The 19,032-nt window shown below is 69.9% G+C and carries 16 protein-coding genes; 9 read left to right on the forward strand and 7 right to left on the reverse strand.

Translation table 11 applies throughout. From position 1 onward, the window contains the following. Window positions 1-51: 51 nt before the first annotated feature. The 3 genes from ABD882_RS16230 to ABD882_RS16240 are packed head-to-tail and all read right to left on the reverse strand — an operon-like array spanning window position 52 to window position 4,521. A complete protein-coding gene (locus ABD882_RS16230) occupies window positions 52-702 on the reverse strand; it encodes an IMPACT family protein (protein WP_345188423.1) in 651 nt (216 codons plus the stop codon). Between the two features lie 17 nt (window positions 703-719). Next, a complete protein-coding gene (gene murJ / locus ABD882_RS16235; RefSeq protein WP_345188424.1) occupies window positions 720-2,336 on the reverse strand; it encodes a murein biosynthesis integral membrane protein MurJ in 1,617 nt (538 codons plus the stop codon). Next, window positions 2,329-4,521: a DUF6049 family protein gene (locus tag ABD882_RS16240; RefSeq protein WP_345188425.1), complete on the reverse strand. Its 2,193-nt coding sequence runs from the start codon at window positions 4,519-4,521 to the stop codon at window positions 2,329-2,331. The genes murJ and ABD882_RS16240 overlap by 8 nt, the downstream gene beginning before the upstream one ends. 144 nt (window positions 4,522-4,665) lie before the next feature. Here ABD882_RS16240 and ABD882_RS16245 point away from each other — a divergent pair, with 144 nt between their 5' ends. Then, window positions 4,666-6,195, forward strand: a complete 1,530-nt coding sequence (locus ABD882_RS16245) for a DUF7059 domain-containing protein (protein WP_345188426.1) — start codon at window positions 4,666-4,668, stop codon at window positions 6,193-6,195. Window positions 6,196-6,247: 52 nt separating this feature from the next. Continuing rightward, window positions 6,248-7,303 (forward strand): LLM class flavin-dependent oxidoreductase, encoded by a 1,056-nt coding sequence (locus ABD882_RS16250; protein ID WP_345188427.1) that lies wholly within the window; start codon window positions 6,248-6,250, stop codon window positions 7,301-7,303. 36 nt (window positions 7,304-7,339) lie between these two features. Here ABD882_RS16250 and ABD882_RS16255 read toward each other — a convergent pair whose 3' ends face one another. Continuing rightward, window positions 7,340-8,569 carry an FAD-dependent oxidoreductase gene (locus tag ABD882_RS16255; RefSeq protein ID WP_345188428.1) on the reverse strand — a complete coding sequence of 410 codons (1,230 nt, stop codon included), beginning with the start codon at window positions 8,567-8,569 and terminating at the stop codon, window positions 7,340-7,342. Window positions 8,570-8,647: 78 nt separating this feature from the next. Here ABD882_RS16255 and ABD882_RS16260 point away from each other — a divergent pair, with 78 nt between their 5' ends. After that, window positions 8,648-9,229: a TetR/AcrR family transcriptional regulator gene (locus ABD882_RS16260; protein WP_345188429.1), complete on the forward strand. Its 582-nt coding sequence runs from the start codon at window positions 8,648-8,650 to the stop codon at window positions 9,227-9,229. A 24-nt stretch (window positions 9,230-9,253) separates the two neighbouring features. Next, on the forward strand, window positions 9,254-10,711 hold the full coding sequence (locus tag ABD882_RS16265) for a CCA tRNA nucleotidyltransferase (protein WP_345188430.1): 1,458 nt from the start codon (window positions 9,254-9,256) through the stop codon (window positions 10,709-10,711). A gap of 48 nt (window positions 10,712-10,759) precedes the next feature. Here ABD882_RS16265 and ABD882_RS16270 read toward each other — a convergent pair whose 3' ends face one another. Genes ABD882_RS16270 through ABD882_RS16280 form a run of 3 tightly spaced genes read right to left on the reverse strand, consistent with a single transcriptional unit; the run spans window position 10,760 to window position 12,408 of the window. Next, window positions 10,760-10,891: a hypothetical protein gene (locus tag ABD882_RS16270; RefSeq protein ID WP_345188432.1), complete on the reverse strand. Its 132-nt coding sequence runs from the start codon at window positions 10,889-10,891 to the stop codon at window positions 10,760-10,762. Between the two features lie 3 nt (window positions 10,892-10,894). Continuing rightward, window positions 10,895-12,004: a hypothetical protein gene (locus tag ABD882_RS16275; RefSeq protein WP_345188433.1), complete on the reverse strand. Its 1,110-nt coding sequence runs from the start codon at window positions 12,002-12,004 to the stop codon at window positions 10,895-10,897. Beyond that, window positions 12,001-12,408 (reverse strand): PadR family transcriptional regulator, encoded by a 408-nt coding sequence (locus ABD882_RS16280; RefSeq protein ID WP_345188434.1) that lies wholly within the window; start codon window positions 12,406-12,408, stop codon window positions 12,001-12,003. Before ABD882_RS16280 ends, ABD882_RS16275 begins: the two co-directional genes overlap by 4 nt. 167 nt (window positions 12,409-12,575) lie before the next feature. Here ABD882_RS16280 and ABD882_RS16285 point away from each other — a divergent pair, with 167 nt between their 5' ends. The 5 genes from ABD882_RS16285 (at window position 12,576) to ABD882_RS16305 (ending at window position 19,031) form a co-directional block, all read left to right on the forward strand. Beyond that, window positions 12,576-13,901, forward strand: coding sequence for a GAF domain-containing protein (locus tag ABD882_RS16285; protein ID WP_425563387.1), 1,326 nt, complete (start codon window positions 12,576-12,578; stop codon window positions 13,899-13,901). A gap of 151 nt (window positions 13,902-14,052) precedes the next feature. Continuing rightward, window positions 14,053-15,603 carry an acetaldehyde dehydrogenase ExaC gene (exaC, locus tag ABD882_RS16290; protein WP_345188437.1) on the forward strand — a complete coding sequence of 517 codons (1,551 nt, stop codon included), beginning with the start codon at window positions 14,053-14,055 and terminating at the stop codon, window positions 15,601-15,603. A gap of 64 nt (window positions 15,604-15,667) precedes the next feature. Then, a complete protein-coding gene (locus tag ABD882_RS16295) occupies window positions 15,668-16,048 on the forward strand; it encodes a DUF779 domain-containing protein (RefSeq protein WP_345188438.1) in 381 nt (126 codons plus the stop codon). A 173-nt stretch (window positions 16,049-16,221) separates the two neighbouring features. Next, window positions 16,222-17,856, forward strand: coding sequence for an ABC transporter substrate-binding protein (locus ABD882_RS16300; RefSeq protein ID WP_345188439.1), 1,635 nt, complete (start codon window positions 16,222-16,224; stop codon window positions 17,854-17,856). 98 nt (window positions 17,857-17,954) lie between these two features. Continuing rightward, the gene (locus ABD882_RS16305) at window positions 17,955-19,031 is read left to right on the forward strand and encodes an ABC transporter permease (RefSeq protein WP_345188440.1); all 1,077 of its coding nucleotides are present in this window, start codon (window positions 17,955-17,957) and stop codon (window positions 19,029-19,031) included. Window position 19,032: the final 1 nt, after the last annotated feature.

Raw genomic sequence — 19,032 nt, forward strand, 5'->3', positions numbered from 1 at the left:
CGGGTGAGTGAGGAGGTACAGGGGCGACGGGGATGCGCCGAGCGCGCGGGGTCAGCCCGCGGGGACGCCTACGACGCGCATCGCTCCGAACGCGGCGGAGAGGGATCCTCCGGAGAGCGCGGCGAGGTGGTCGGCGAGGGGATCCTGTTCGCGGGGAGGGATCCAGAGCCGGAAGAGCACCGCAGCGCCGTAGGCGGGATCCTCGAACGTGGAACCGTGCGCGCCCGCCCACTCGCGCAGTACGTTGTCGATGCGGCCGGCATCGGCGTGCGCGACCTCGACGCACGCCTCGCGCAGCTCTCGCCGGTGCAGCAGAAGGGCCTCGTCGAGCGCCTCCGACACGGCCGTCGAATACGCCCGGACCAGGCCGCCCGCGCCGAGCTTTACGCCGCCGAAGTAGCGGGTGACGACGGCGACGACGTCAGTGAGCTCTCGCCGGCGCAGCACCTCGAGCATGGGGATCCCGGCTGTGCCGGACGGTTCGCCGTCGTCGGAGGAGCGGGCCTGATCGCCCAGGAGCCCGGTGACCATCGCCGTGCAGTTGTGCCGGGCGTCCCAGTGCCGCTTGCGGACCGCCGCGATCACGTACTCTGCAGCGGTGACGGATCCGACCGGTGCGATATGGGCGATGAAGCGCGACTTCTTGACGACCAGCTCCCGGGTGACGGGAGCCGCGAGGGTGTCCGGGAAGGGCGACGGCATGACGCGTGCGCAGCGGGTCAGCGCGACGGGACGAAGCGGCGGACCAGAGTCTTCAGCGCGTCGAGTTCGGGTGCGCGCAGCAGGGCGAGCACGCCGAGGTAGACGGCGAGGACGACCGGCGCGATGATGACGCAGCCGAGAGCTCCCGGGATCCGATCCGCGGTGGTCCACCCGTGAGCGCCTCCCAGCAGCAGGAAGACTCCCCAGCCGGCAGCGGCGGCCGGAATCGCGGCGACGACGAACCGGAGCAGCGCGAGCACCCACCGGCGTGTGCCGATGCCGGTGAGGCGGCGACTCAGCAGGACGGTCGCGACGATGGTCTGCACGATGCTCGCGAACGACTGGCCGAGCGCCACGGTCGCGGCGAGGGCGGAGAGAGGAACGACGCCGGCCTGGTGCAGGAGGTTTGCGCCGTAGGCGGTCGCGACGATGAGCACGCACTGGAACAGCGTGAAGAAGAAGGGTGTGCGGGTGTCGCCGTACGCGTAGAAGGTGCGCTGCACGATGAACAGCACGGCGAGCGGTAGAAGGCCTACGAGGTATGCGACGAGGACGAGTGCAGCTGCCTGCGCCTCGGAGGAGGATCCGGTGAAAACGCGGGAAGCGGGGATCGCAGCGGCCAGCACCGCGGCGAGAGCACCCATCAGGAAGAAACCGAGGGTGCGGATCGCGCGTCCGATGTCGGTGCGCACCTCGTCGTCCCGTCCCGCGTGGGCGTGTTCGCTGAGCTGCGTGAAGTACGGCGTTCCGATCGAGAGCACGATGACCGAGTACGGCAGCATGAAAATCAGCCAGGCGTTGTTCATCACCGTGAGCGACGCGTCGCGCCCGGAGGCCTCCAGGGCGATGCTGTGCTGGTAGAAGCCCGCGGCCAGGCTCGCGACGGCCATCAGCGTGGTCCACCCGGCCAGTCGGCCGACCTTGCCCAGTCCCACCCCGCGCCAGCGGAAGTCGGGTCGCAGAGCGAGCCGTGTGCGCGGCCAGAACGCCAGCAGGATCACCGCTTGCAGGGCGATGCCGATCGTCGCTGTGCCGCCGAGCCAGGCGATCCGATCCGGGGTCCAGTCGTCGACGGTGTTCAGCGGTGTCCCGAACATGCCGCCGATGAGGAGGAATCCCGCGATCGAGATGACGTTGTTGGCGACCGGCGCCCAGGTGAACGGACCGAAGATGCGGCGCGCGTTCAAGGTTTCCCCGATCAGCGCGTACAACCCGTAGAAGAAGATCTGCGGCAGGCACCAGTAGGCGAACGCGACGGCGAGGTGCTGCTGTGGCGGGGTCGTGGTGGCTTTCATGATGAGGCTGATCAGCCAGGGGGCGGCGAGCATCGCCACCGCCGTCGTGACGAGTAGCACCACGGTGCCCGCTGTGAAGATCTTCGAAATGAAGGCGCTGCCGCCGTCCTCGCCGGCCACAGCCTGCACGATCTGCGGCACCAGCACCGCCGTCAGCACTCCCACGGATATCAGGGAGAAGACGTCGTTGGGCAGCTGATTCGCCAAAGAGAAGGCGTCCGTCGCTTCGCCGATCGCACCGATCACGCCCACCAGCACGATCGTGCGCAGCAGGCCGGTGATGCGCGACACCATCGTGCCCGCCGCGAGCAGGGCGCTGGCGCGACCGAGGCTACTCATGCGGATTCCCGCCGGCGCTCGGCGCCTCGTCGGCCGGTTCACCCTCGGCCTGATCTGCTTCCATGCCGTCTGCGGCATGTTTCACCGTCGTGCCCCGGCGGCGGCGCACCGTGCGGAAGATCCCGGCGCCGATGAGCAGCACGGCGAGGCCGCCGAACACGATCAGGCCGATGGTCTCCCACTCGGCCCGGATCGTGAGCTGGGCGGTCTGAGTGGAGCCGATCGCGACGCCGGTGGGGCTGGTGAGCCGCATGGTCAGGCCGATCTCGGCGTTCGCCACGTGCGCCTCGACGGGGATCTTCACCCGTGTCGTGCTCGAGGCCTGGGCGTCGACCGCGGTCATCGCGGGCACGTCGATGCGAGGATCGCCGGCCGTGGCGTACAGCTGCACGTGCACCGGGTAGGGCAGGTCGTTGCGCACCCAGACCGGCACGTCGACCTTGGCGCTGATCAGGATCGGGTTGGACGGCTGGATCCCGACTGCCTGGAGTGTCGTGGTCGTCGCCTTGCGGTGGGTCTTGAGCGCAGACGCGAAGTCCTCGGGCGTGGGGTTCACGCCGACGCCGAGCAGGCGCATGATCGCGATCCGCTCCCGCACGATGAGATCGTCGGGGCGGTCCAGGATCGTCGCGAACTGGGCGAGACGCCCCGCATCGGAATTGAGTGTCGTGACGGCGGCCGCCCGGTCAGCGGCGGAGGTCGTCGCGACGGCGAGGTCGGTCGGCGGCGTCGCGAGCACCCGGCTGAGACGCCCGTCCTGCCCGCCGCTGAAGGCCGTCACGGCGGCGGTCAGCCCCTGATCCGAGCGCACGTCGGCGCGGGAGAGACCGGCCAGCACCGTCGATCCCGGGGGAGAGAACCAGAGCATCGCGGACGCCTCCGTGAGCGCGGCCCCGCGTCGTGTCGCGTCCGACTCGACCGCAGCGCTGCTCAACGCCGCGGAGACCGCCGCGTCGGTGACGAGCACAGCGGTGCCGCCCACCGTGCCGAACGGGGGGACCGCCTCGCCGCCCGTTCCCGACGCGAACGTGGAGGAGGGGAGGATCGGAATCGCCCGGGTCGCGTCGGCAGGCTGGTACCCAGCCATCGTCGCGATCTCGGCGGCCGTCACCTGCCCGCGAGGCCAGAGGATGTCGTCACGCGCTCCCGCGATCCCCGCGAGGTCGATGCCTCCGGGCGCTGTCGATCCTGACGACGGCGACGGGGAAGGCGCCGGAGTGGCGGGCGGCTTGCCGGACGGGTTCGTGAACGGATCGAAAGAGGAGACCGTGAGGGGCGAGGTCATCCCGGCCGCGGCCTGGGCGGCGACGTCCGCATCGCCGAACTGCAGCAGGAACCGCTCGTTCGGCAGCGCCTCCAGCCGAGCCAGCCAGGCCGTGGCGGTCGCGGGGGCGCCGGCGCCGAGCACGCGGATCGCGGCGGCGATGGCGGGGTCGATCGCGAGCACGGCGGGAGTGCCCGCCGCGCCGTTCAGCTGGACAGTGAGCGCGCCGGTCGGGCCGGTGAGCGCGGTGAGCTCTGCCGGACTGAGCAGGTCGCCTGCGGGGGTCGCCGTGATCGGCACGATCGTGATCACGGTGGGTGCGGCACCGCGCGCGACGACAACCACGCTGGAGGACGTCACGCTGGTGGCGTGCGGGCTCGCCCCCGTGGTGGACGCCTCGAAGGTGGCCCGCACCGGGTAGACGCCGGGGGAGAGCGCTCCGACGTCGGCGCCGGGGACGACGACCGAGGTGCGATAGTCGTCTCCGGCAGCCAGCGCACCGATGCGCGCGTCGCCGATCGAGGACAGGGCGGGCGCCGGACCGGATCCGGCGAGCCATGCGCTCACCGCGGCACGATCGGCGAGGGCCGTGCGCCCGAGTTCGAGATGCACGGACCCAGGGCCGAGGCCCGCCGTGTCGTCGTTGTGGATGTCGAGGGTGGTGGTGAGCGGCGCCCCCGAGGTGTAGCCGCCATTGGCGTCGGGCAGCAGCGACATCTGCAGGCCGGCGTGCGCCGGGGTCAGGCTGGGCGACGGTGCGGGAGTCTCTGCGGCCAGCGCGGGCGAGACCGTCGACAGCGGCAGCAGCAGGGCGAGGGCCACGGCCGCGACGCCGAGGGCACGACGCAACCGTCGACGCGGTCGCGCCACGGTGGTCACGGGCGCCGGTTCGGGGCGCGGCTGTGCAGAAGTCGTTGTCATGGAGAGTCCGGCCGCGCTCGTCCCGCAGGCGCGGAGAGTGCTGACCCTGAGATTCTAGGCGGCGAGCCCGGTCGATCCCTGGAGGCGAGCGGCACGAGGCGGGCGGCATGAGCGCGTGCCGGGGTCGCCGCGTAGAGTGACGCCGTGCTCCGTCACCTCGTCCCCCGCCCCGATGCCCTCCTCTGCGCCGCGCTCGCCGCCGACCTGGACGCCGCGGACTTCCGCTCCGAGCCGCTCCGCGCCGCCTGGGGGGAAGAGGCCGACGATGCGCTGGCCCGCGGGATCCGCTCTCCGCTGCTCCGCGCGGTGGAGGGACGGACGGATCCTCTCGTCACCCTCGGCAGGCTGTTCGTGCTCGGCATGGCGCAGCCTGAGGCCGATGTCGCCGCGGCCCTCGCGCGCACCGGGATCGACGGCCTCGAGGCGCTCGGTCTCGGGTATGCCGAAAACGGGCAGGTGGTGCCGGCGGCGCTGATCCGTCCGCAGTCGTTCGTCGATGCCGACGGCGTCGGGGAGTGGTGGATCGCCAGCGACCTCGACGAGCTCGCGCTCGGCGGCGCACTGCCCGCTGACCACGTGCTCGGAGTGGGCGGGGCGTCGCGCACCCTCGCCTCGCTCGTCATGCCGATCGAGGTCGAACGCGCGCTGGATCTGGGCACGGGGTGCGGGATCCAGGCGCTCCTCGTCGCGCGGCACGCCGGATCCGTGGTCGCGACCGACATCTCGGAGCGCGCCCTCGCCTACGCCGAGCTGAACGCCCGGCTGGCGGGCGCCGGCAACATCGAGTTCCGCCACGGCAGCATGTTCGAGCCCGTCGCCGGGGAGAGCTTCGGGCTCATCGTGTCGAACCCGCCGTTCGTGATCACGCCGCGCGGCGCCGACGTGCCGGAGTACGAGTACCGCGACGGCGGCCTCGTCGGAGACGCGCTCGTCGAGGCCTTCGTACGTGAGGCGCCCGCGCACCTCGCCCCCGGCGGATCCGCGCAGCTGCTCGGCAACTGGGAGTCACGCCCTACGGCGGGCTCGAGGACCGGGGCGCGGGGCCTGCGCCGCCTGGAGTCGTGGATCGACCCGGAGCTGGACGCGTGGGTGGTGCAGCGCGAGACCCTGTCGCCACTGGGCTATGCCGAGCTGTGGATCCGCGACGGCGGCACGACACCGCGGGACGCCGTGTTCGAACCGCTGTTGAACGCCTGGCTCGACGACTTCGCCGCGCGCGACGTGACCGAGATCGGGTTCGGCTACGTCCTGATCCGCCGTCCCGCGAGCGGCGGATCGTCCCCGCTGCGTCGCTTCGAGACGCTGGCGCAGCCGGTCACGAGCGCCGGTCGCGCGTTCCGCGACGGCCTGGCGGGCCACGATGCCCTGACCGAGGGGATCCCGGACGTGCTCCTCGTGGCCCCCGATGTGACCGAGGCCCGCCATCACCTCCCCGGCCAGGACGCCCCGAGCGTCATCGAACTGCGCCAGGGCGGAGGTTTCGGGCGCACGATGTCGGTGGATCCCGCGCTCGCGGGGTTCGTCGGCGCCTGCGATGGCGACCTCACGGTGATGCAGATCGCGGCCGCGCTCGCCGACCTGTTCCAGGTGCCGCTGGTCGAGCTCTGGGCAGACCTCGAGCCGCGCATCCGCACGCTCGTCACCGACGGGTTCCTTATCCCGGCGTCCCGATGAAGACACCGATGAAAGGGGAATGCATGTCCGGATCCATACGTTCGAATAGATCATGAAGGCTTTCGGATTCCTCTCCTTCGGGCACTACGCCAACGTGCCCGGCTCCGTGACGCGCACGGCGGGGGAGATGCTGCATCAGAGCATCGAGATCGCGCAGGGCGCGGATGAGCTCGGCGTGAACGGCGCGTATGTGCGCGTGCACCACTTCGCGCGCCAGGCCGCGTCGCCCATGCCTCTGCTCTCGGCGATGGCGGCGACCACGAAGCGCATCGAGGTGGGCACGGGCGTGATCGACATGCGCTACGAGAACCCGCTGTATTTCGCCGAAGAAGCGGCAGCGCTCGACTACATCGCCGACGGCCGGATCGCGCTCGGGGTCAGCCGCGGCTCACCCGAGACCGCGCTGCGCGGCTACGAGGCGTTCGGCTACGTCGACGAAGAGGACCGTGAGCGCGGAAGCGTGCTCGCCCGCGACAAGTTCGACCTCTTCCTCGAGGCGATCGACGGCGCCGGCGTCGTGCAGGGAGACCCGCGCATGGTCGGCGCGGGACGCTACCTGCCGGTCGAGCCGCACTCGGCGACCCTGCGCGATCACATCTGGTGGGGATCCGGATCCCGCGCGACCGCCGAGGAGACCGGACGCAAGGGGCTCAACATGATGAGCTCGACGCTCGTCACCGAGGCGACGGGCCAGCCGTTCCACGAGCTGCAGCGCGAGCAGATCGACCTGTTCCGCGCGGCGTACAAGGAGGCGGGCCACACCGGCGCGCCCCGGGTGTCCGTGAGCCGCAGCGTGTTCCCGCTGATCACCGACCAGGATCGGGCGTATTTCGGGCTGCGCAGCGAGGAGAGCGGCGATCAGGTCGGCGTGATCGACGGGTTCCGCTCGACGTTCGGCAAGACGTACGCCGCCGAGCCCGACGTGCTGATCGCGCAGCTGAAGCAGGACGAGGCGGTCATGTCGGCCGACACCCTGATGCTGACGATCCCGAACCAGCTCGGCCCCGAGTACAACCTGCACGTGCTGCAGGCCTTCGCCGAGCACGTGGCCCCCGCGCTGGGCTGGAAGCCGAACACGGAGGGTCCGGTGCAGGGCGACCCGGTCTGAGCCGGGGATCCACGCCGGACGTGGATCGCGACGAGCTCACCGGGTCGCGGACATCGTGCGCAGGAGCAGGTCGGGATCCGGCTGATCGGCCACCAGCGTCAGGATCGGTCCGAGCGCGGCACGGATGCTCATCGCGCGCACCGCAGTCTCGCGCAGCCAGGCGATCGTCGCGCCCGGGCGGAACATGAGTTTCGCCAGGGTCCGCGAATTCGCCTGCGCGGACTCGGCGCGCGGCTGCTCGACCCGCTCCCAGGCCGCGAGCACGCTCTGCAGCGCGGACGGATCCGCGCCATGCATCATTCGCGCCAGCATCCACGCGCTCTCGATCGCCATACCTGCTCCGATCCCCGCGGTGGGCAGGAAACCTGTGGCCGCATCGCCCAACAGGGCTGCACCGGGGACCACCCAGTGTTCGGCACGAGCGTCCTCGAGTCGCCACAGGTACGGATCCTCCGTCTGCTGCATCGCATCCAGGGCGCCGGACAGCCGCGGTCCGATCCCGTGCACGGCACGCCGTGCCCCCGCGATCACTGCAGAGAGCTCGGCATCCGCATCCGGTCGGCACAGGATCACACCCACGCGGCCCTGCACGGGATAGACGCCGAGGAAGAACCCGTTCCCCCACAGCTCTTCGGCGCTGGAGGAGTCACCGCGGTCATCGGCCCACCCGATCCATCCGCTCCACCCGGTCTCGACCTTCTGCACGTCGCCGATCGACAGCAGCCCGCGCATGCGCGAGTGCATGCCGTCGGCACCGATCACGAGGTCGAACGTCCCCTCGCCGACCGCGGCGTCGTCACGATCCGCGAACGCCACCCTCGAGACGCCGTCATCGTGGCGGACGGCCGTGACAGTGGTGCCGAACGCGACAGGGCAGCCGTCGGCCGTGAGCACGTCCACCAGCGCCCCGCGATCGATGCCCCGGTATTCGCCGTAGGGGCGGAGCACCTCACCGAGCGGATCCGAGCGGAGCACGGGTCCACGGTGCCCGTGGAACGTGAATCGGTCCAGGGCGGTGCTGCGCCGGCGGTACGCCTCGTGCACTCCGAGGTCGTCCAGCGCCCGGTCCACGAGCGGCATCAGCGCGAGCATGTAGCCGGGGTGGGACGCGTCGGGCATGCGGTCGATGACGACAGGGTGCAGACCGTCGGCGCGGAGCAGCTGCGCCAGGGTGAGCCCCGCGATGCCGGCGCCGACGATGAGCACTCGCAGGCGGTCGCTGGTCTGACGCGCGAGCTGGATGTTGAGAGCAACGGGTTCGAGCATGGGATCCTCCGATTGGACCACCTGGTCCAGTCGTCACACTACCCCTACTGGACCAGGTGGTCCAGTAGGCTGGGGCGTATGACCGCATTGACTGGACCGCATCGTGCGGCGCTGATCGAGGCGACGGTCGCCGAATTCGCTGCTGCCGGCTACGAAGGCGCTTCGCTGAATCGGATCCTCCGCGCCGCCGCCCTCAGCAAGAGCTCCTTTTACCATGCGGCGGGATCCAAGGCGGAGCTGTTCGACGCCGTCGTCCGTGCGCTCGTCGACGACGTGCGCGCCGTCTGGGTCGTGCCGGATCCAGCCGGATTCGACGCACCGGATTTCTGGGCGCGCGTCGATTCCGCCCTTGCCGGCTTCGCCGCGCTCGCGGGGGAGCCCGCACTCGCCATGCTCGGACGCATCTTCTATCTGCCCGCGCAGGACGGCACAGCGCGGACCGAGGTGCTCGGGGCGGTGCGGAGTTGGGTCGCCGCCGTGCTCGCGGCCGGGCGTTCCGCGGGTGCGGTGCACGCCGACCTGCCGATCGAGCTGCAGACCGCGGCCGTGTTCGGCCTGCTGCGCGGCATCGATGAGTGGGCGCTGAGCGGCGACGCCGATGCGGCAGAGGGTGCGAGGGCCCCCGGGATCCTGCTGCGCCGGATGCTCGGCGTCGGCTGAGCCCGCCCCGGTACCCTGGAACCCATGCTCAATATGGCCGAATCGCTCGCGCGCCTGGGGGCGCTGGCCGAGAACCCGGTCGTGCGCACGCTGGCCACGGCGTTCGCCGACGCCGGGTTCGCCCTCGCCGTCGTCGGCGGCCCGGTGCGCGACGCGCTGCTCGGCCGCGCCACGCACGACCTCGACTTCACGACGAACGCCCGCCCCGACGACATCCTGCGCATCGTCAAGCCGATCTCGACCACGCAGTGGGACATCGGGCGCGAATTCGGCACGATCGGTGCGAAGGTCCAGGGCGAGCAGGTCGAGATCACGACCTACCGCGCGGACGCTTACGACGGCGTCACCCGCAAGCCCGTCGTCTCGTTCGGCGACGACATCGACGGCGATCTGGTGCGCCGCGACTTCACCGTCAACGCGATGGCGCTGCTGGTCTCCGCACCAGCGCAGCGGCCGCAATCAGCACCGATGCCGAAGCTGGTCGATCCGACCGGCGGGGTCGAGGATCTGCTGGCCGGGATCCTGCGCACGCCGACCGCGCCCGAGATCAGCTTCGGCGACGATCCGCTGCGCATGCTGCGCGCTGCCCGCTTCAGCGCCCAGCTCGGCTTCGCGATCGAGGAGCGCACGCTCACGGCGATCGCCGAGCTGCGTGAGACGCTGCGGATCGTGAGCCCCGAGCGGATCCAGTCCGAGCTCGTACGCCTGCTGCAGTCCGACGACCCGGTGCGCGGGATCCGCGTTCTCGTCGACACGGGGCTGATCGACGAGTTCCTGCCCGAGGTGAGCGCGCTCCGGCTCGAGGTCGACGAGCACCATCACCACAAGGACGTGTACGAGCACTCCCTGACCGCGCTGGATCAGGCGATCGCGCTGGAGCTCACGCGGCATCCCGGCGAGCCCGCCGACGCCGTCATGCGCCTCGCGGTGCTGCTGCACGACATCGGCAAGCCGCGCACCCGCAAGCTCGAGCCGGGGGGAGCGGTCACGTTCCACCACCACGACGTGGTCGGATCGCGCCTTGCCCGCAAGCGCCTGCAGGCCCTGCGCTTCGACAAGGACACGACCGAGGCGGTCGCGACGCTCATCGAGCTGCATCTGCGCTTCTTCGGATACTCGGAGGGCGCCTGGACCGACTCCGCCGTGCGCCGGTATGTGCGCGACGCCGGCGACCAGCTCGAACGGCTGCACATCCTCACCCGCGCCGACGTCACGACCCGCAACAAGCGCAAGGCCCAGCGTCTCGCGGCCGCGTACGACGACATCGAGGAGCGGATCACGATCCTGCGCGAGCAGGAGGAGATCGACGCGATCCGCCCCGAACTCGACGGCAACGACGTGCAGCGGATCCTGCAGATCGCCCCCGGCCGCGAGGTGGGCGAGGCCTACCGGTTCCTGCTCGAACTGCGGTTGGACGAGGGCGTCATCGGCCCCGAGGCCGCCGAGCGGCGCCTTCGGGCGTGGTGGGCCGCGCGGGGCTGACCGTCATATCTGAGCGTTGTGCACTTCGGCTGAGTGTGTCGAACTCAGTCAATTCGGTCGGTCTGAGGCTGAATTCGCCTCACAGGAGTCGTTCTGACTGAGTTCGACACCAGGCTCGCGGCGCAGCGCCGCATGGACGAGGTGCGTGAGGTCGATCGAGACGATGCGCGGGTCGGTCATGGCTCAGCCCGCCGGGGTGGACGTCGGCGTCGGGACGGGCGACGGGCTCGGAACGGGGGTCGGTGCGGGGGTGGGCGCAGGTGACATCGTCGAGCCGGGCGTTGGCGCCGGCGTCGCGGTGAGCGCTCGGTCGGGGGCCCGCAGGAAGGGCGGTTGGGGGGTGAGGGTCGTCGAAGGATCGAGCTGGCCCGTTGCGTCGTCGATGCGGCCGAGCTGCAGCGGGTAGACGTTCCAGACCGGGCGCTCTTGCGCATCGCGGAACGGCAGCGTCGTGGTTCCGCTGTCGCCCGGGCCCCAGAACGCCGCGGCGCTGTCGAACTGCTCGCCGTAGCGCCCCATCAGATTCAGCGGAGTGCCTCGGTTCGTATAGATCTGCGCGCCGGGGATCAGGCTGCCGTCCTTGTCGTAGACGAAGAGGTTGACGACGCGGTTGCCGTCGAGTGCGAGGCCGGGAGTCGGAGGCGTGCGGTAACCCGGGTTCCCGTACGCCTGTGCCGAGATGGAGCTGGTCGCGTAGCCGAAGAGCGCGGGAAGGAAGAGCAGAGCCAGGACGCTGGCGATCGTGCGGACGTGTCGGAGGGCGTTCCGCGGCAGCCAGCGCCCGCGTCCCCATTGCACGCTGACGAGGACGATCGCGAGCACGATCGCCCAGACGAGGACTTGCGCGGGGAACCCTCCGTATCCCGCGATCGTGCGCGGCCCCAGTCCTGCGGGGATGGCGATCAACGCCGCGAGGGCGAGGCCGCGAAGGATCCACCACACCGGTCGCAGGGCGATCAGCAGATCCAGCACCCAGGACCCGAACGCAGAGGAGCGGATCCGTCCCACTGAACGTCCGCTCTGGGCGGCGAGCCGCTCATGCCACGGCACCTTCGTCGTCGTCACCGGCCCGCGCTCGGGCAGCCCTGCGGCCGTGCGCAGCTCTTGCGCGTACGCGGCAGGATCGCCCAGCTCAATCTCACCGCCGTGATCCTCAGCCTGATCGGTGAGGTCGCCGACGAGGCCCTCGATGAGGTCGTCGATGTCCTCGACGGGAAGATCGGCGAGTTCCGCGCGCACCGCGTCGGCGAAGGCGTGGATCCGCTCGTCGGTGGGGAGAGTGGTGTCGTTCATCGCTGCGCTCCTTCGGAGACGATTCCGGTGGGATTGACGGGGGGACGGAACAGAGCGGGGGCGGAGATGTCCGCCGGTACGGGCACATGCGGCGCAAGGAGGCCCGACATCGCGACGGCGAACTGCGACCACGTGCCGATCTGCTCGTCGAGCATCTGCTTGCCCTGCGCGTTCATCGCGTAGTACTTGCGGTGCGGGCCGCCGTCCGACGGGACGACGTAGCTCGACAGCGCTCCGCCGGAGTGCAGCCGGCGGAGCGTCCCGTACACGGACGCGTCGCCGACGTCTCCGATCCCGGCGTCGCGCAGGCGGCGCACGATGTCGTAGCCGTACCCGTCGTCGTCGCGCAGGACGGCGAGCACCGCCAGATCCAGCACCCCCTTGAGCAACTGTGTCGTGTCCACGTCGCCTCCTCGCTCCGGTCGTTCACTGCATTGCTCCGCACACTACCACGCGGTGCGCAGTAGTGCCGAGAGCGATGCAGCGAATCGGCCGCGTCACCGAACTCGGGCCCCCGACGTCCTGGTCGCCGTACACTGGTCGGACTCCGTCGCCGATGATCGGAGGCACTGTGCCCTCTCCCTGGCAGCCCTCTCGCGGGGCCACGCCCGCTGCGTCGCGCCTGCTCATCGAACGGGCGCACGAAGAGCTGGTCGCGGGGAACATCGACGACGGGCGGCTGCAGCAGGTCCGGGCACTCGTGCGCGAGTCGTGGGAGCGTTCCTGGCGGCAGCGGGTCGGAGCCGAAGGACTGCCCCCGCTCGAGTTCACGGCCGAGGCGCTCGATGCGTATCGCCTGGCGCACCCGCTGGCCGGTGCCATGGACACGATCCGCTCCCTGCTCCTGCCCGGATCCGCGGAGGACTCCGGGGTCATCGTCGCCGTCGGCGACCAGGCGGGGCGGCTGCTCTGGGTCGAGGGCGACCTGAACCAGCGGATCCTCTCGGGTGAGATGGGCTTCGTCGAAGGCGCGAACTGGTCGGAGCGCGCCGTCGGAACCTCGGCCCCCGGCACCGCCCTCGAACTCGGCGTATCGGTGCAGATCCACGGCGCGGAGCACTACAACCGGCTCGTGCAGCCCTGGTCGTGCACGGCGACTCCCGTCTTCGATCCGGAGGATCGGCGGATCCTCGGGGTGATCGACGTCACCGGCGGATCCGAGGCGGCCAGTCCGCAGGCCCGCATGCTCGTCGACGCCACGGCTCGCGCGGTCGAGGCGGAGCTGCTGGTCGCGCGGCTGCGCGCCCGAGCGGCGCCGGTGGCACCCGCCCCCGCGCCGAAGCGGCGGCAGACCCCGGAGCGAGCGGCGTTGCGGGTGCTGGGCCGCGATCGGGCGCGCCTGGACGTGGCGGGCGGCGACGGCGAACGGTCGATCGAGCTCAGCGCCCGGCACGCCGAGATCCTGCTGCTGCTCGTGGTGCACCGGCAGGGACTCTCCGCCGAGCGCCTCGCCGAGCTCGTCTACGGCGAGGGATCCTCGGCCGACACCCTGCGCCCCGAGATGGTGCGGCTGCGCAAGGCGCTGGAGCGGATCTGGCCCGCGCTCGTGCCGGAGTCGCGCCCGTATCGGATCACCGTGCCGCTGGAGACCGACGCACAGGACGTGCTGTCGCTGCTCGATCGAGGGGCGCATCGGGTCGCGCTATCGGCCTATCGGGGCCCGGTGCTGCCGGACTCGATCGCGCCCGGCGTCGAGGAGTATCGCGAGACGGTGCGCTCGACGCTGCGCGAGACCATGCGCACCGAGGCGAGCGTGGAGGTGCTGCTGTCGTACGCAGAGATCCCCGAGGGGGCCGACGACGCCGAGATCCTGCGCCTCTGCCTCGAGCTGCTGCCCGCGCGCTCGCCGAAGCGCGCCGGCCTGGTGAGTCGGATCGAGCGGCTCGAGCAGGGCTGAGCGCCGGGCCCCTCGACAGGCTCAGGGACCGGGGTGGGACCGGAGTGCAACCCGATGCAACGTGACGCACCGGAGCGCAACGTGCAGACGCCTAGCGTCAAGGCAATCCACCCGTGCGGCGCCGGAGCCGCGGATCGTCGAAGGAGACGTGATGACCATCATCGAGGAGAGCGTGTCGACCGCGTACGCAGCCCCGGGCCAGCCCGGTGCGCTCGCGAACTACCGGGCGCGCTACGGGCACTACATCGGCGGCGAGTTCGTCGCACCCGTCAAGGGGCAGTACTTCGAGAACGTCAGCCCGGTCAACGGGAAGCCGTTCACGGAGGTGGGCCGCGGCACCAGTGAGGACATCGACCGTGCCGTCGACGTCGCCTGGAAGGCGTTCGCGAGCTGGGGCAAGACCAGCCCGGCCGAACGCGCCAACGTCCTGAACCGGATCGCCGACCGCATCGAGCAGAACCTCGAGGTCATCGCGATCGCCGAGACGTGGGAGAACGGCAAGCCGGTGCGCGAGACCCTCGCCGCCGACATCCCGCTCGCCGTCGACCACTTCCGCTACTTCGCCGGCGTGCTGCGGGCGCAGGAGGGCGGGATCAGCCAGCTCGACGAGAACACCGTCGCTTACCACTTCCACGAGCCGCTCGGGGTGGTCGGGCAGATCATCCCGTGGAACTTCCCGATCCTGATGGCCGTGTGGAAGCTCGCCCCTGCGCTCGCCGCCGGCAACTGCATCGTCATCAAGCCGGCCGAGCAGACCCCGGCCTCGCTGCTGTTCCTGTTCGAGGTCATCGGCGACCTGCTCCCGGCCGGTGTGGTGAACATCGTCAACGGCTTCGGGATCGAGGCCGGCGCTCCTCTGGCGCAGCACAAGCGGATCCGCAAGGTCGCCTTCACCGGCGAGACCACGACCGGCCGCCTGATCATGCAGTACGCGTCGCAGAACCTCATCCCGGTCACGCTCGAGCTCGGCGGCAAGAGCCCGAACGTCTTCTTCGAGGACGTCGCGCGCTCGACCAGCGACCCGTACTACGACAAGGCGCTCGAGGGCTTCACGATGTTCGCGCTGAACCAGGGCGAGGTGTGCACGTGCCCGTCGCGCGCGCTGATCCAGCGCTCGATCTACGACGGCTTCCTCTCCGACGGGCTCGAGCGCGTCAAGAAGGTCGTGCAGGGCAACCCGCTGGATCTGACCACGATGATCGGCGCGCAGGCCTCGAACGACCAGCTCGAGAAGATCCTCAGCTACATCGACATCGGGAAGGCCGGCGGTGCGCGCCTGCTCACCGGCGGCGAGCGGGTCGACCTCGGCGGCGACCTCAGCGAGGGGTACTACGTCGCGCCGACCGTGTTCGAGGGCACGAACGACATGCGGATCTTCCAGGAGGAGATCTTCGGACCGGTGCTGTCGGTGACGAGCTTCGACGGCTTCGACGACGCCATCTCGATCGCCAACGACACCCTCTACGGCCTCGGCGCCGGCGTGTGGAGCCGCAGCGGCGACACCGCGTATCGGGCAGGCCGTGCGATCGAGGCAGGCCGCGTCTGGACCAACACGTACCACCAGTACCCGGCGCACGCCGCGTTCGGCGGGTACAAGCAGTCCGGCGTGGGCCGCGAGAACCACAAGATGATGCTCGACCACTACCAGCAGACGAAGAACCTCCTGGTCTCGTACGCCGAGGGGCCGATGGGCTTCTTCTGAGCTGAACCAGGATCCGGCGGGCGAGGCGCGTCCTCGCCCGCCGGCACCACGAGAGGAGCGTGCCATGCCCGAGTTTCACCGCGTCGACGTCTCGGCGGAGGCGGCGGCGCTGCTGCGTGAGCTGACCGTGCAGCACGGACCCCTGATGTTCCACCAGTCCGGCGGCTGCTGCGACGGATCGGCGCCGATGTGCTATCCCGTGGGCATGTTCCTCACGGGTCCCGGCGACGTGCTGCTCGGCCATCTCGACGTCGGCCTGGCCGATGCCGTGCCGGTCTACATGTCGGAAAGCCAGTTCGAGTACTGGAAGTACACCCACCTCACGATCGACGTGGTCGCAGGGCGCGGTGCCGGCTTCAGCGTCGAGTCGCCCACAGGCAAGAGGTTCCTGACCCGGTCGCGCATGCTCGACCAGGCCGAGCTGGAGCACTTCGCTCTGGCCTGAATGGTCGCGCCCACGCCCTGACACCGCGTCCCGCCGAGGTCACGTCTCAGCGTCGGAACTCACAGGTTCCGCGTGGACATGCCTACAATCGGGTGTCCCGTGCGCCGTGAACCCCGACGGCCACGGTTGTTTGCGGCCGGAATCGCGGCCACGGAACCGATACAGAGGTGTATATGTCATTCCACAGCACACGAGGCCGTCTCGGCTTCGCCATCGGCGCCATCGGCGTCGCCTCGCTCGCTCTCGCCGGTTGCGCGACGAGCAGCACGGGCGGCGGCGGCTCGACCGGGGGATCCTCCGGCAGCACGATCACCGTCGGCACGACCGACAAGATCACGTCGCTCGACCCCGCAGGATCCTACGACAACGGATCCTTCGCGGTGATGAACCAGATCTACCCGTTCCTCATGAACAGCAAGTACGGCACGGCCGAGGTCACGCCCGACATCGCGGTGTCGGCCGAGTTCACCTCACCGACCGAGTACACGGTGAAGCTGAAGAAGGATCTGAAGTTCGCCAACGGCGACCCGCTCACCTCGGCCTCGGTCAAGTTCTCCTTCGACCGCATGGTCAAGATCAACGACCCGAACGGACCGGCCTCGCTGCTCGGCAACCTCGCCAGCACGGCCGCGCCCGACGCGACCACCGTCGTGTTCACGCTGAAGAACGGCAACGACCAGATCTGGCCGCTGATCCTGTCCAGCCCGGCGGCTCCCATCGTCGACGAGAAGGTCTTCTCCGCCGACAAGGTCACCACCGATGACGCGATCATCAAGGGCAAGGCGTTCGCCGGTCAGTACGAGATCACCGACTACAAGCTGAACCAGCTGATCGCCTACAAGCCGTACGACGGCTACCAGGGCGAGCTGGGCAAGGCCGCCAACTCGGCCGTCAACGTCAAGTACTACGCCGACGCCTCGAACCTGAAGCTCGCGATCGGCAACGGCGACATCGACGTGGCCTACCGGAGCCTCTCCGCCACCGACATCGACAACCTCTCCACGAACAAGAAGGTCAAGCTCGTCGAGGGCCCCGGTGGCGAGATCCGCTACATCGTGTTCAACTTCAACACGCAGCCGTACGGTGCGACGACCCCCGAGGCCGACCCGGCCAAGGCGCAGGCCGTCCGCCAGGCCGCGGCCGACCTCGTCGACCGCGCGGCGATCGCGAAGGACGTCTACAAGGGCACCTACAGCCCGCTGTACTCCTTCGTCGCCGACGGCCTGACCGGCGCGACGACGCCACTGAAGTCGATGTACGGCGACGGAAACGGCGGACCCTCGCTCGACAAGGCGAAGGCTGTCCTGGCCGCCGCCGGCGTGCAGACCCCGATCACCCTGAGCCTGCAGTACAACGGCGACCACTACGGCCCGTCGTCGGGTGACGAGTACGCCGCCATCAAGGCGCAGCTCGAGAAGGGCGGCCTGTTCACCGTCAACCTGCAGAGCACGGAGTGGGTGCAGTACTCCAAGGACCGCACCAAGGACGTGTACCCCGCGTACCAGCTCGGCTGGTTCCCGGACTACTCCGACGCCGACAACTACCTGTCGCCGTTCTTCGTCAAGGACAATTTCCTCGGCAACCACTACGACAACCCCGCGGTCAACGACCTCATCGTGAAGTCGCAGACCGAGACCGACAAGGACAAGCGCATGGCCGACCTGGCTCAGGTGCAGGACATGGTCGCGAAGGACCTGTCGACGCTGCCCCTGCTGCAGGGCAAGCAGATCGCCGTGGTCGGATCGGGCGTCAACGGCGCCACGCTCGACGCGTCGTTCAAGTTCCGCTACGCACCGCTCAGCAAGTAATGCACCCGTGAGACGGGGCATCGTCGCACTCGCGACGGTGCCCCGTCTCCATTCCTTGGCGCAATGCCGCGCCGCTTGATCTCACAAAGGTTCCACACATGGCCGTAGACGTCCTCGCCGCAGACCCCGTGGCGACGCGCTCCAAATCCTCCGGCGGAGGGCTCTGGCGTTACATCCTGATCCGCCTCGCCCTGATCATCCCCACCGTCCTGATCCTGGTCACCCTGGTCTTCTTCCTGATGAGGATCACCGGAGACCCGATCACCGCGGCCCTCGGCGGCCGCCTGCCGGCCGCGCAGCTCGCCCAGCGCGTGCACGAAGCCGGCTACGACCGGCCCTTGCTGGTGCAGTACCTCGAGTACCTCGGCAACATCCTGCGCGGCGACTTCGGCACCACGATCACCGACCACCAGCCCGTCATGACGGTGCTGCTCACCTACGGATCCGCCACCCTCGAGCTCGCGATCTACGCGCTGATCGTCGCGTTCGCGGTCAGCATCCCGCTCGGACTCGTCGCCGCGCACCGCCGCGACCGCTGGCAGGACGCCTCGCTGCGGATCATGGCGATCCTCGCGTACGCGACCCCCATCTTCTTCGTCGGTCTGCTGCTCAAGCTGGTCTTCTCGGTGTGGCTGGGGTGGCTGCCGGTCTCCGGCCGGGCCAACACCCAGACCGAGCTGCTGATGAGCGGCATCAACACCCCGACCGGCATCTACCTGCTCGACGCGATCCGGCTCGGCAACGGCCCGGCGATCGCCGACGTGCTGTGGCACGCGGTGCTGCCGGCGCTCGCGCTCGGCATGCTCACCGCCGGTGTGTTCCTGCGGCTGATCCGCACGAACGTCATCGGCACGCTCGGCCAGCAGTACGTCACCTCGGGCCGCTCGCGCGGCGTGAGCGAATACCGCCTCGTCACCAAGCACGCGTTCCGGCCCGCGATGATCCCGATCATCACGGTCATGGGTCTGCAGATCGCGATGCTGCTCGCCGGCGCGATCCTGACCGAGACCACGTTCGAGTGGAAGGGCATCGGCTTCATGCTGAGCGAGTACCTGAAGGCCCGCGACTTCGTGGCCGTGCAGGGGATCGTCGTGATGATCGCCGTCATCGTCGCGGTGACGAACTTCATCGTCGACATCATCGCCGCCATGATCGACCCGAGGGTGAGGTACTGAG

The sequence above is a fragment of the Microbacterium panaciterrae genome (assembly GCF_039541635.1).
Taxonomy (GTDB): Bacteria; Actinomycetota; Actinomycetes; order Actinomycetales; family Microbacteriaceae; genus Microbacterium; species Microbacterium panaciterrae.

What these genes read in the sequence shown, in the direction of transcription:
- exaC (WP_345188437.1), top strand. Translation starts at nt 14,053, where the DNA reads ATGACCATCATCGAGGAGAGCGTGTCGACCGCGTACGCAGCCCCGGGC.
- ABD882_RS16255 (WP_345188428.1), bottom strand. Translation starts at nt 8,569, where the DNA reads ATGCTCGAACCCGTTGCTCTCAACATCCAGCTCGCGCGTCAGACCAGC.
- ABD882_RS16240 (WP_345188425.1), bottom strand. Translation starts at nt 4,521, where the DNA reads ATGACAACGACTTCTGCACAGCCGCGCCCCGAACCGGCGCCCGTGACC.
- ABD882_RS16265 (WP_345188430.1), top strand. Translation starts at nt 9,254, where the DNA reads ATGCTCAATATGGCCGAATCGCTCGCGCGCCTGGGGGCGCTGGCCGAG.
- ABD882_RS16250 (WP_345188427.1), top strand. Translation starts at nt 6,248, where the DNA reads ATGAAGGCTTTCGGATTCCTCTCCTTCGGGCACTACGCCAACGTGCCC.
- ABD882_RS16305 (WP_345188440.1), top strand. Translation starts at nt 17,955, where the DNA reads ATGGCCGTAGACGTCCTCGCCGCAGACCCCGTGGCGACGCGCTCCAAA.
- ABD882_RS16260 (WP_345188429.1), top strand. Translation starts at nt 8,648, where the DNA reads ATGACCGCATTGACTGGACCGCATCGTGCGGCGCTGATCGAGGCGACG.
- ABD882_RS16230 (WP_345188423.1), bottom strand. Translation starts at nt 702, where the DNA reads ATGCCGTCGCCCTTCCCGGACACCCTCGCGGCTCCCGTCACCCGGGAG.
- ABD882_RS16300 (WP_345188439.1), top strand. Translation starts at nt 16,222, where the DNA reads ATGTCATTCCACAGCACACGAGGCCGTCTCGGCTTCGCCATCGGCGCC.
- ABD882_RS16275 (WP_345188433.1), bottom strand. Translation starts at nt 12,004, where the DNA reads ATGAACGACACCACTCTCCCCACCGACGAGCGGATCCACGCCTTCGCC.
- ABD882_RS16270 (WP_345188432.1), bottom strand. Translation starts at nt 10,891, where the DNA reads ATGACCGACCCGCGCATCGTCTCGATCGACCTCACGCACCTCGTCCAT.
- murJ (WP_345188424.1), bottom strand. Translation starts at nt 2,336, where the DNA reads ATGAGTAGCCTCGGTCGCGCCAGCGCCCTGCTCGCGGCGGGCACGATG.
- ABD882_RS16295 (WP_345188438.1), top strand. Translation starts at nt 15,668, where the DNA reads ATGCCCGAGTTTCACCGCGTCGACGTCTCGGCGGAGGCGGCGGCGCTG.